The 10,068-nt window shown below is 67.0% G+C and carries 14 protein-coding genes, 2 pseudogenes and 1 riboswitch; of the genes and pseudogenes, 13 read left to right on the top strand and 3 right to left on the bottom strand.

The features are described from left to right. Window positions 1–744 precede the first annotated feature (744 nt). The 3 genes from DD1DGNOD_RS27670 to DD1DGNOD_RS02060 all read left to right on the top strand — a co-directional run bounded on the left by DD1DGNOD_RS27670 (window position 745) and on the right by DD1DGNOD_RS02060 (window position 2,211). Window positions 745–897 (top strand): hypothetical protein, encoded by a 153-nt coding sequence (locus DD1DGNOD_RS27670; protein WP_206442898.1) that lies wholly within the window; start codon window positions 745–747, stop codon window positions 895–897. 294 nt (window positions 898–1,191) lie between these two features. Beyond that, a complete protein-coding gene (locus tag DD1DGNOD_RS02055) occupies window positions 1,192–1,602 on the top strand; it encodes a DUF3995 domain-containing protein (RefSeq protein ID WP_131764891.1) in 411 nt (136 codons plus the stop codon). Between the two features lie 258 nt (window positions 1,603–1,860). After that, window positions 1,861–2,211 (top strand): YrdB family protein, encoded by a 351-nt coding sequence (locus DD1DGNOD_RS02060; protein WP_131764892.1) that lies wholly within the window; start codon window positions 1,861–1,863, stop codon window positions 2,209–2,211. Between the two features lie 103 nt (window positions 2,212–2,314). Here DD1DGNOD_RS02060 and DD1DGNOD_RS02065 read toward each other — a convergent pair whose 3' ends face one another. After that, the gene (locus DD1DGNOD_RS02065; protein WP_131769316.1) at window positions 2,315–2,704 is read right to left on the bottom strand and encodes a hypothetical protein; all 390 of its coding nucleotides are present in this window, start codon (window positions 2,702–2,704) and stop codon (window positions 2,315–2,317) included. 298 nt (window positions 2,705–3,002) lie between these two features. Here DD1DGNOD_RS02065 and DD1DGNOD_RS02070 point away from each other — a divergent pair, with 298 nt between their 5' ends. Both DD1DGNOD_RS02070 and DD1DGNOD_RS02075 read left to right on the top strand, forming a co-directional pair. Beyond that, a complete protein-coding gene (locus tag DD1DGNOD_RS02070) occupies window positions 3,003–3,368 on the top strand; it encodes a DUF6247 family protein (RefSeq protein WP_241255404.1) in 366 nt (121 codons plus the stop codon). Beyond that, window positions 3,319–3,561: a hypothetical protein gene (locus DD1DGNOD_RS02075; RefSeq protein ID WP_131764894.1), complete on the top strand. Its 243-nt coding sequence runs from the start codon at window positions 3,319–3,321 to the stop codon at window positions 3,559–3,561. Before DD1DGNOD_RS02070 ends, DD1DGNOD_RS02075 begins: the two co-directional genes overlap by 50 nt. An 82-nt stretch (window positions 3,562–3,643) precedes the next feature. Here DD1DGNOD_RS02075 and DD1DGNOD_RS02080 read toward each other — a convergent pair whose 3' ends face one another. Continuing rightward, window positions 3,644–4,039 carry a hypothetical protein gene (locus tag DD1DGNOD_RS02080; RefSeq protein WP_206442899.1) on the bottom strand — a complete coding sequence of 132 codons (396 nt, stop codon included), beginning with the start codon at window positions 4,037–4,039 and terminating at the stop codon, window positions 3,644–3,646. A gap of 150 nt (window positions 4,040–4,189) precedes the next feature. Then, window positions 4,190–4,678, bottom strand: a complete 489-nt coding sequence (locus DD1DGNOD_RS02085) for an AAA family ATPase (protein WP_165036344.1) — start codon at window positions 4,676–4,678, stop codon at window positions 4,190–4,192. Between the two features lie 418 nt (window positions 4,679–5,096). Here DD1DGNOD_RS02085 and DD1DGNOD_RS02090 point away from each other — a divergent pair, with 418 nt between their 5' ends. From DD1DGNOD_RS02090 to DD1DGNOD_RS30655, 8 genes and pseudogenes are all read left to right on the top strand, one after another. Next, window positions 5,097–5,285 (top strand): hypothetical protein, encoded by a 189-nt coding sequence (locus tag DD1DGNOD_RS02090; RefSeq protein WP_131764896.1) that lies wholly within the window; start codon window positions 5,097–5,099, stop codon window positions 5,283–5,285. 178 nt (window positions 5,286–5,463) lie between these two features. After that, window positions 5,464–5,748, top strand: coding sequence for a hypothetical protein (locus DD1DGNOD_RS02095; protein WP_206442900.1), 285 nt, complete (start codon window positions 5,464–5,466; stop codon window positions 5,746–5,748). Beyond that, a complete protein-coding gene (locus tag DD1DGNOD_RS02100; RefSeq protein ID WP_131769317.1) occupies window positions 5,745–6,122 on the top strand; it encodes a PIN domain-containing protein in 378 nt (125 codons plus the stop codon). Before DD1DGNOD_RS02095 ends, DD1DGNOD_RS02100 begins: the two co-directional genes overlap by 4 nt. Window positions 6,123–6,372: 250 nt before the next feature. Continuing rightward, window positions 6,373–6,483, top strand: a riboswitch (SAM riboswitch). A gap of 22 nt (window positions 6,484–6,505) precedes the next feature. Further along, window positions 6,506–6,634: a putative leader peptide gene (locus DD1DGNOD_RS31025; RefSeq protein WP_430827745.1), complete on the top strand. Its 129-nt coding sequence runs from the start codon at window positions 6,506–6,508 to the stop codon at window positions 6,632–6,634. An 82-nt stretch (window positions 6,635–6,716) separates the two neighbouring features. Beyond that, window positions 6,717–6,980 (top strand): annotated as a pseudogene (locus DD1DGNOD_RS28605) (ABC transporter substrate-binding protein); the annotation flags it as partial. A gap of 74 nt (window positions 6,981–7,054) precedes the next feature. Next, window positions 7,055–7,972: an ABC transporter permease gene (locus DD1DGNOD_RS02110; protein WP_241255405.1), complete on the top strand. Its 918-nt coding sequence runs from the start codon at window positions 7,055–7,057 to the stop codon at window positions 7,970–7,972. Window positions 7,973–7,991: 19 nt separating this feature from the next. Further along, window positions 7,992–8,915 carry an ABC transporter permease gene (locus DD1DGNOD_RS02115; RefSeq protein ID WP_131764897.1) on the top strand — a complete coding sequence of 308 codons (924 nt, stop codon included), beginning with the start codon at window positions 7,992–7,994 and terminating at the stop codon, window positions 8,913–8,915. A gap of 89 nt (window positions 8,916–9,004) precedes the next feature. Further along, window positions 9,005–10,068: pseudogene (locus tag DD1DGNOD_RS30655) on the top strand (ATP-binding cassette domain-containing protein); the annotation flags it as partial.

The following is a 10,068-nucleotide window of genomic DNA, read 5'->3' on the forward strand; positions in this document are numbered from 1 at the left end:
CTAGTGCTTCGCCGGATGCCCTGACCGGATGTCCCACATGCCGCCCGGGAATGCTGACATCATGGAATACCCGGACCGCACTGGTTGCTGTGCTGCCGCACCGGCAGCGACGGCTACTAGCGTCGACCCCGCAGGAGCTGGCTACCAGTGGTGTTGACGCTCTGATGACGTTGAACGTTGAAACTTTAACGTGCCGTTGACACTCGTTGTCGGGCGCGGGGCACCTACGTTTCGATCGTGACGGAAGGTGGGGCTACGCGGTTTTACTATGCGCTTATATGCGATGACGATGAGTGATATTTAATGAATACTATACACGTAACAACGGCCGTGGCCCAACCAAGCTCTCACAATGTCAATGTCAATCATCGGCTTCATGTATCTGACTGTACAGCCTGGCAATACGACAAGCAATGCGGCGGCATCGGGGCGGGCACGGCCCGGCCGGAGCGCGTGGACGACGAGCGGATGGCACTGGCTACGCAAACGGGCCTTGCAGTGGGGCACACCTCGGGGCGAGTGTTCTTGCAATAAGGGGGTGGTCCGGAAGAATATCACCCCCGGCTCCCACGAAGTCGGGTAGACTGCGGCGAGGAACCTGTTTTCACGGGTCTTTTTCCGTTACCCCCGTTCCACGGCCGAGCTACGCCACGCCGGTCTCCAGCCCGTGCCACCCGGACCGATTCCCTCGACATCGCTGTCAGCACCGGTCCCGGGCGAACCTCGACCCATCTGCGGAAGCTAATGATCGACTTGCTCGGACCCGTCATCGGTGGCCACCCCACCCGGCCGTTCCACCCGAACGACGACCGTATGGTAGCCCTCGGGGCGTACCACACACTGGAGGTCGACCTCGGCCACGATGTCGACCTCCAGGTCTGGTGGGCACAGCAATAACGGATGGCGAGCCACACCACCGCACCTCGCTTTTCCGAGCGCCGATCCCGGTGTCAGGCGCCCGGTGCCAGCCGGACCTGCTGATGACCATGCGTTTCGAGATGCGTGATTGGCGGGCGCCAGCTCGGAGAAAGTCACCATGCGCCATTCGGAATCGCAGAGAATGACGACGGGTTCGCCCGCGTCGATCCAAGTGTCGACGCGGGCGATGCCGGCGGATTCAGGCCGGGGATACGGTGGGGCAAGGGCCTCGGAGAATCGGCGGGGCGTCCCTCGATGACTACGATTGTGTCCATGAAGTTCGTAGCGCTGCTTGGCGCCGCTGGTCTTGCCGGTATCGGAGCCGTTCATGCGGCCTGGGGTCTGGGGTCCTCATGGCCGATGCGGACCCGCGAAGAGTTGGCCGATGCCGTCGTCGGCAATGACGAGACCCCCGGCCCGGAGGCATGCTTCGTGATGGCTGGCGTAGCGATCTCAGCCGCGGCGTTGCTCGCAGGCGCGGGTGGGCAAGGACGTGGCCCACGAACGGCGCGTTGGATGATCGCCGCCGGGCTGGCAGCTCGCGGCGTCCTCGGCGGACGGGCCGCAACACGGGTCCTCGGCTTACCGGACCCGTCCGAACGGTTCGTTCGACTCGACACGATCGTCTACCGCCCGCTGTGTCTCACACTGGCGGCGGCGAGTGCCACTGCCGCTGCCAACTGACACGACAGCACCAGAACAACCGGCGAGGAACGCACACGCCACCACGCGGTCCTCGGTCAGCCCCGGCAGCCAGCTGCTCCTCACGCTGGACGAGCGTGGTGATGCAAAGAACGCGTTATGTTGACCGGCGCTCGCGCCGATCCCCGCGAACAGCAGGCCTCAGGAGCACCGGTTCAAAGTATGCAACGATCTGCTGGCAGGTCATGTGTCGCCATGGCACGAAGGGTTTGATACCACACGAGACCGCCATATTGTATAATGACCTCGATGAATATTTTAAAATCGCTCAACCTCCTTGTAGCTTTCATGCTAGAGCTGGCCATGCTGGCTGCGTTCGCCTATTGGGGATTCCACCTCGATACCAATCTATTCGTAAAACTGCTAGCAGGAATTGGCGCGCCCGCCCTGATTATCGTTATCTGGGCCATGTGGGCAGCCCCCAATGCAAGTGGCCGCCTGAGCGTTCCATGGCTGCCGCTCCTGAAGCTCGCGCTGTTTGGCTTGGCCGCGCTTTCTCTGTACGCCGGCGGCAAAAAAGATCTGGCTATCGAGATGTTCGCAGTATTTGTCGTCAGCGAAGCGCTTGCTCTCGCCTGGCACCAGGAGTAGTTCCGCATGTGCATTGTGAATAGCGTAGATTATCACGTTCCACGGGGCTTGTACCGTTCCGCCGTCTGCCGGACCGGCCGGGCGTCATAGCGTGTATGTGGTGTCAGATGTGGGTTCGCGGCTCGTCGCGGTGTGGGACCTGAAGGTCGCGGAGGTCCGGGAGCTCGCCGGCAGGCATGAGTACGACGGCCGGTTGCAAGGATCTGTCACCTGCGGCTGTGGTCGCGAGCCTGGCGCGGCTCGGGCGGGACGCGACCCTGACCGGCAGTTTCACCGCATCATAGCCGAGATGGTCGTCTGGCTCGCCGGCGAGCGCCTGCTCCAGGACCATCTTTGTCAGCATCCCGAACAGTCCGCCCGGGTCGATCAGTGACAGATCCTGCGCACGGGCCTGCTTGACCAGGCTCGTCGCCAACGCCTCGTCCACGACCACGCCCGCAGCGGGCGCATCGCCGACCGGTTCAGCACGATCATCCGTGGTTGTCGTACTCATCAGGCGCGTCTCTCCCCGCACAGAATGTCACGGGTGAGTTACGCCATTGTTCAGTCCCTTAAACCACCCGAGAAATGACTCTCCGGGACGACCTCCTCCGGAGGGTTCGGACGGTTCCCCGTGTTGACCGCCACGTGCGCGCGATTACCACAGAGCCGCAACTAGGGCCAGCTTCTACGCGCGCATGCGTCACCACTACCATGGCTCGCCTCCCCGCGAGCTACGGGCGCCGAGCCGACAGCCACGCCACGCGCTGTCGTCGTTGTCGAGGATGTGGGCTGTAAGGACAATGGATCGCATGGCCGACACCATCCCGATCTATGGAGTCCGCAACCGCATCGAGAAGAACGGACCCGCGATCCGTGACGCGCTCCGTCCGGACGACCGCGACGTGTTCGTGGCGGAGCTGCGGATCGCGCTGGCAGAGGCCGATGACACCCTCGACCTCGACCCGATCGCCGCAGTAGTCGACAAGTGGTGGGGGCAGGCAGTGCTCACGGCCAACCCAGAGGTCGAAGCCGGTGCCCTCGCGGACCGCCGACGCATCGAGGCCGGGGATCCCACCGTGTTCGGAGCGACCATTTCGTACCCGCAGGGGGACCCGGAGATCACCAATGGCCAGATACACGATCCGCTGGGTCACCTACGCCGAGCAACAGCGTGACACCCTACCCGCCGAGGGGCGCCGCGAGCTCAACGCGCTCCTCAACCGGCTGGCCGACGATCCGTACCGGCACGGCACTTACGACAAGCGCACCGAACTGCGGCGTGCGGTCTTCGGGTACGGGCTGCTGACGTACAGCGTCGAAGAGAGATGGATCACCATCACCGTGCTCCGGGTCACCTGGATCGGCTAGCCCCGTCCTCCGCACGTGCGTGCGGAGGGTGTCCCGTGACCTTCGTCTGTTCAGTCGGCTGCCCGGGTGTCCGGGACGACGGTCATGAGTGCCCGGTGGACGGCGGGGTACCGCCGGCGTCCGGGATCCGGGCGAAGACGCACACGATGGCGTGGACGTCCTCGTGCCAGCGACGTAGCTCTGCTGCGGTGGGGGAGAGCTCGTACGGGTGATGATGACCGGCGCGGGACAGGCAGGCCCAGAGATGTTCGGCTCGGGCCACGGTCTGGGCGTCGAGGATGTGATGGAGGCTCAGCAGCTGCGCTCGTATGGTCGTTGACGCGACCGCTGGGTGTTCGCGGATCCACAGGTCGCGCAAAGCCGCCTCCAGGGCCAGCCGCATCAGCCACACGCAGGCACGCGGCCACAGACCGGCGGTGCCGGGGACTCGTTCCCGCAGGAGGCGGTCGGCGGCGTCGAGGTACTTCGGCGTGATCATAGCGTCTCGCTCAGCTTCGCAACCAGCGTCCGGGTGTCGTTCACCGGCGATCGGGTCCAGCGCGTCGAACACCTTGCTGCTCGTACCGGTGACGAGCCTGCTCAGCTCGGTGTAGGCGAGGAACGGCCGGCTGACGTCGAGTGCCTGCTGCTACGGCATGTCGGCGAGCGGGCGCGGCAACTGGCCGGGCGTGCGCACGGTAGTCGTCGCGGCGTGGAGGTCGTCGTCCGGCCCGGACCACGAACGCACCACGGTCAGTGGCCGGGCGGATCCCTCGGCGGTCAGCTCCAGCTCGATTCTCGGTGCTTCGACACCGTGGAGGTTGCGCCAACCGTCCCGCCAGACCGCGCCCCGCAGCACCCGCTCGTTCTTGCCGGTCAGCGCGATTTCGGCGGCCTCGGCGAAGCTGGACTTGCCGGATCCGTTCCGGCCGGTGACGAGGGTGAGACCGGGGCCGGGGTGCAGCGGGAGCGTCGCGGCCGGGCCGACGCCGCGGAAACCTCGTGCGGAGATGGACTTCAGGAACACGCCGGGGACGGAGCCCGCCGCCGGGCGTGCCCGGACCGGTTCGTCACGCGGCTGGGTGGACCCACCAAGTACACGGTTCAGCGGCTCGGTGCCGTCGAACGCGGCCAACACCAGATCGATGACGAGGCCAGCTGCCCCGTCCGGTCGAGCTCGTCGAAGAGCAGTTCATACAGCGCGGTCCGTACCGGCGTCCGTCTCGGCCATTCTGGGCACCCCTTCTCGGCCCGGGGTGGGGCCGTCGAGACATACATGACGGACGACGCAGGCCGCCGTCCGATGGCAACGGTTTCGGGGGTGCCGACGGGTTCGGGCCCGGCGGGCGAGGTCCGAGCGGCCCCCCGAGCCGCCCGGACGCGATCACAGTAGGACGTGGGAGGCAGAATCTGACATCCTTGTTACTGATAACTCGGGTTATCAGTAATTTCTTCATATTCTGACGCGATCGTCGCTATGCTGGCCTGACGCGATCACCTGACGCGATCAGTGGAATGTGCTCTTCAACAGACTCATGGCGGGGACGGGGTGTCAGATGCCGGAAATGACGGGCGCCGGCACCCTGCTCATCTCCATGCCCGAGATCGCCGACCTCGCAGCGGTGCTGCGGCCGGTGGTGACGACCTGGCGCAGACGCCACGTCGACTTCCCGGAACCCGTGCCCGCGGCGCCGCCCACGGCGGCGTCAGGTCGGGACGCGGCCACCCTGATGTTCGACGCATGATCGTCATCACCCCCGAGTTCGCGACCTCCGTCCGGCAGGCAGGCGTGTAGGCCGCCGCCCGGACTCGGGTTCCAGTTGGCCAAAGAGGGCGCGATCATGGATCTTCTCGCGCGTTCGGAGGCCCGAAGAACCTCAAGTCCGACAGGATCCGGACCGTGGGTGAGGACGTCATCCGCGCATGGCTGTGCACATGATTTATGCTTGGTTTATGAGCTTCAGGCGGATCACTATCAGTGTCCCGGAAGAGATCGCGGCGAAGGCGCAGCGGGCTGCCGACGCAGGCCAGGTGGAGTCGGTGTCGGCCTACTTCGCCGGTCTGGCTGCTGCCGAGCCGGACTGGGCGCAGGCTCAGGAGATCCTGGACCAGATGATCGAAGAGGCTGCCGGGTTGGACGATGCCGCGCGTGGCTGGGCGCGATTGGTGCTGGAAGCTGGCGATATTGATGTGGCCGGGGCTGCGTGAGAACGGTCGTCCTTGATGCGGGCGCGCTCATCGCGCTGGAGCGTCGAGACGTCCGGATGCTCGCACTAGCCGCGGATCTGGTCGGCGCGAGGGTGGCTGCGCATATGCCGGCGGGAGTCTTCGCCCAGGTCTGGCGGGGATCGCCGCATCAGCATGCCGTCATGAGGCTGGTCCGAACAGGCGCGGTGCGTGTCGAGTCCTTGTCGGAGGAGATTGCTGTCCGTATCGGATTGCTGCTGGCGGCATCAGGGGCGAGTGATGTCGTTGATGCTCATGTCGTGTTACTGGCACGGAAGCTTCGGGCCACGGTTGTCACCTCTGATCCGCACGATCTACACAAGTTGGACCCCGCGCTCGGCCTTGTCGTGGTCTGACGGCGCTGTGGTCCCGGTCAAAGGGCCAAAGGTGACGGGATCATGCTTCTCCCGTCGCCGGAGGCCCAGGTTCCCGGGTTGCTGGAGGAGACAGTGGGGAGGGCAGGGGACGGCAGATGTGCGCAGTCCCGATCACGGTCTTCTCGTCCTTCGAGCGCGGGGGACTTCATCCTCGGCAGCTGGAGGTGCCCGGCTGTTTCTCTACCTTGTCAATCGATATTGACGGATAATCCGCGGACGGGTAGCTTCAGGCGCCGAGCGTCAGCGTCAAGCTCTGGCTTGCTGGCCGGCAACCCTCGTCCGCGGTCGGGCGCTCCGGATGAGAGCCCGGTGCGACGAACCAGTCGCGCAGGCGTGTGCCTTGGTTGTAGGAGGAAGCCAGCGTGCAGCAGTCGCATGGCCGTGCCTGCGCTGTTTCGCCGTGCCGTACCCCGGCGACCTTCTCACGCCGGCACATCGACCTGCAGCGAGTAACCAGCTGTCTGTGTTGTAGCTACCAGCCCCTGAGCTGATACCGGACCCGCTCGCCGTTGGGCGCGGCGGTCCTCACGCGACTGGCCCCTGTTGCCAGGGCGCGGTGCGCCTCTCAACATCATGCGCCCTCCGACCTCAGCAGTCCTGGCGCCGTGCAGGTCGGCGTCATCGTGCGCGGTGGGTTCGGACATGGGATGCGTGGACCCGCAGCAGGTGGGCAGCAACGACACGATCTACTCGCTGCGGCAGATCGTCGACTCGTTGACCGACCAGGATCCCAAGACGGGCGAGATCGTGCCGTGGCTCGCGGAGAGCTGGCAGATCAGTCCGGACGCGAAGACGTTCAAGGACAACTTCGACGCGATACCGAAGCTGGGTGCACTGAGGTCGGGTGACTTCGATGTGCTGTGGGGCAACCTGACCCGTGCCGACCCCGACATCCTGCGCAGGCAGCCGGCGTGCTGTGGGCGGCCTACACGCTGTCGTTCCTGGTGCTGGACTACCTGCCCGGCGACCCGGTCTCGGCGATGGCCGGCGCCGGGATGGATTCCTCCTCCATCGACCCGGCGCGGCTTGCGGAGCTGAAGAAGCAGTACGGGTTCGACAAGCCGGTGCTGGTGCAGTACGTCGACTACCTGAGCAAGGCGCTGCACGGCGACTTCGGTGACTCGGTGTCCACCGGCCGGTCGGTGACCTCCGTGATCGGCGACGCCCTGCCGCAGACGCTGCAGCTCACCGGCGCGGCGCTGCTGCTCGCGGCGCTCTTCGGCGGCGGGCTGGCACTGGTCGCGACCTACACCTCGCAGCGCTGGCTGCGGCAGCTGCTGCTGTCGCTGCCGTCACTGGGGGTGTCGATACCGACGTTCTGGGTCGGGTTGATGCTGGTCCAGCTGCTCTCCTTCCGGGTGCGGATGTTTCCGGCCTTCGGCAACGACGGGCTGCACGGCCTGATCCTGCCGGCGGTCACCCTGGCGATACCCACCGGCGCGCTGGTCGCGCAGGTGCTGGCCAAGAGCCTGTTCACCGCACTGGACGAGCCGTATGTGCAGACGGCCCGGGCCAAGGGCGCCGGACGGGTCCGCATCCACCTCAGCCACGCATTGCGTAACGCCTCCCTGCCGGCGCTGACGGTCATCGGTCTGCTGGCCGGGCAGCTGATGGCCAACGCCGTCGTGATCGAGACCGTCTTCGCCCGCAACGGCCTCGGCCGGGTCACCGCCGGCGCGGTCACCGTACAGGACATCCCGGTCGTGCAGGGGGTCGTCGTCTTCGGCGCGCTGGTCTTCGTGCTGGTCAACCTGATCGTCGACCTGGTCTACCCGCTGCTGGACCCGCGGATCGTGGTAGCCGCCACCGCGCGAAGGAGTCCCGCGTGAGCGTGCGAAGGAGTCCCGCGTGAGCCGGTCACTGGTCACCGAGCCGGCCACGCAGGCCGGGCTCGAGCCGCAGGCCGCAGCGACGCCGCCGGCGCCGGGCCCACGGCTGGGCGTCGACGTGCGGCGGCTGCTGCGGTTCTTCCTGAGCCGCCCCGGGCTGGTGCTGTCGCTCGTCGTGGTGGTGCTGGTGGTCCTGGCCGCGTTCTGGCCGACGCTGTTCACCGCGCGCGACCCGCTGTTGGGGGTTCCGGCCGACAACTTCCAGCCGCCCGGCGTCCACCACTGGTTCGGCAGTGACGAACTGGGCCGCGACACCTACTCCCGGGTCGTGCACGGCGTGGCGCTGTCGCTGAAGGCGACGCTGATCGCCGTCACGGTCGCGTTCGCCGTCGGTGGCGCCCTCGGGCTGGTCGCCGGATTCGTCGGCCGCTGGGTCGAGGACGTGCTGATGCGCTTCGTCGACGTGCTGCTGTCCATCCCGGCCCTGTTCCTGTCGCTGGCGCTGGTGACCGCGCTGGGATACGGCACGGTGAAGGTCGCCGTCGCGGTGGGGATCGCCAGCGTGGCCAGTTTCGCCCGGGTCATGCGTGCCGAGGTGCTCAGGGTGCGCCAAGCCGTCTTCGTCGAGGCCGCGCGTTCGTCGGGCGCGCGCTGGTACAGCGTGCTCGGACGGCACGTGCTGCCGAACGCGATGGGGCCGGTCATCGTGCTGGCGACGCTCGATTTCGGCACCGCGGTGCTGGCGGTGTCCTCACTGAGCTTCCTCGGCTACGGCGCCGCACCGCCCGCGCCGGAGTGGGGCACGCTCGTCTCCGACGGCCGTAACTACCTGGCCAACGCGTGGTGGCTGTCGACGCTGCCCGGCCTGACCGTGGCGGCGACGGTGCTGGCGACCAACCGCATCGCCCGGGCACTGGACGGAGAATGGGCTAAACAGCGATGACAAACCACCTCACCGACAGTCACGGCTTGACCGGCGGCCACGGACTCACCGACAGCCACGGTGACACCGCCACCGATGGTCACAGCGGCATCCCCACCGACGACCACAACGACACCGGCGCAAGCCTGCTCGCGGTCCGCGGGCTGTCTGTGTCGTACCGCACCCGCACTGGGCCGGTGCACGCCGTCCAAGGCGTCGATCTCGACATCAGGCCGGGTGAGATCGTCGCGCTGGTCGGCGAATCCGGTTCGGGCAAGAGCACGACGGCGCATGCGATCGTCGGATTGCTGCCGGCCGGGGGACGCATCGACGCGGGCAGCGTCCGGTTCGGCGGTCACGACCTCGCAGCCCTGTCGGAGCGGGAACTTCGCGCCATCCGCGGTGCCCGGATCGGACTCATCCCGCAGGACCCCACCGTGTCGCTCAACCCGGTGAAACGGATCGGCGCCCAGGTGGCCGAGGTGCTGCGCATCCACCGCCTGGCGACGCGCCGCTCAGCCCCGCTGGAGGCGATCGCGCTGCTGGAGCGGGCGGACTGCCCGAACCGGAGGTCCGCGCCCGGCAGTACCCGCACGAGCTGTCCGGCGGCATGCGGCAGCGGGCGCTGATCGCCGTCGCGATCGCGGCGCAACCCAAGATGATCATTGCTGACGAGCCGACCAGCGCCCTGGACGTCACCGTGCAGCGGCTGATCCTCGACCACATCCAGCACCTGACCGACGAGTTCGGCACCGCGGTCCTGCTCGTCACCCACGACCTCGGTGTCGCCGCCGACCGCGCGCATCGCATCGCGGTGATGTCACAGGGCCGGATCGTGGAGAGCGGGCCTACCGGGCAGATCCTCGACAACCCTCGCGACCCCTACACCCAGCGGTTGCTGCGCAGCGTCCCGAGCTTCGCCGCCGCGCGCGCGGCGCACACCGCGCACACCGTGCCGCGGGCCCGGACGTCACCCTCGGTAGCCGCTGAGCGGCCACTGGTCGTGGTCGGCAACCTCGTCAAGGAGTTCCCGCTGCCCCGGACGGGCGGCGGCCCTGCTCGTGCGCTACGCGCCGTCAGTGACGTCAGCTTCACCGTCAACCGCCACGAAACCCTGGCCCTCGTCGGTGAATCGGGTTCGGGCAAGTCCACGACCGCCCGCCTCGTCCTGCGC

The sequence above is a fragment of the Candidatus Protofrankia californiensis genome (assembly GCF_900634765.1).
In the GTDB taxonomy this organism is placed as follows: domain Bacteria; phylum Actinomycetota; class Actinomycetes; order Frankiales; family Frankiaceae; genus Protofrankia; species Protofrankia californiensis.

Excerpts from the sequence above, each read along its gene's own strand:
- DD1DGNOD_RS27670 (WP_206442898.1), top strand. The coding sequence starts at position 745 with ATGATCGACTTGCTCGGACCCGTCATCGGTGGCCACCCCACCCGGCCG.
- DD1DGNOD_RS02055 (WP_131764891.1), top strand. The coding sequence starts at position 1,192 with ATGAAGTTCGTAGCGCTGCTTGGCGCCGCTGGTCTTGCCGGTATCGGA.
- DD1DGNOD_RS02060 (WP_131764892.1), top strand. The coding sequence starts at position 1,861 with ATGACCTCGATGAATATTTTAAAATCGCTCAACCTCCTTGTAGCTTTC.
- DD1DGNOD_RS02065 (WP_131769316.1), bottom strand. The coding sequence starts at position 2,704 with ATGAGTACGACAACCACGGATGATCGTGCTGAACCGGTCGGCGATGCG.
- DD1DGNOD_RS02070 (WP_241255404.1), top strand. The coding sequence starts at position 3,003 with ATGGCCGACACCATCCCGATCTATGGAGTCCGCAACCGCATCGAGAAG.
- DD1DGNOD_RS02075 (WP_131764894.1), top strand. The coding sequence starts at position 3,319 with ATGGCCAGATACACGATCCGCTGGGTCACCTACGCCGAGCAACAGCGT.
- DD1DGNOD_RS02080 (WP_206442899.1), bottom strand. The coding sequence starts at position 4,039 with ATGATCACGCCGAAGTACCTCGACGCCGCCGACCGCCTCCTGCGGGAA.
- DD1DGNOD_RS02090 (WP_131764896.1), top strand. The coding sequence starts at position 5,097 with ATGCCGGAAATGACGGGCGCCGGCACCCTGCTCATCTCCATGCCCGAG.
- DD1DGNOD_RS02095 (WP_206442900.1), top strand. The coding sequence starts at position 5,464 with ATGGCTGTGCACATGATTTATGCTTGGTTTATGAGCTTCAGGCGGATC.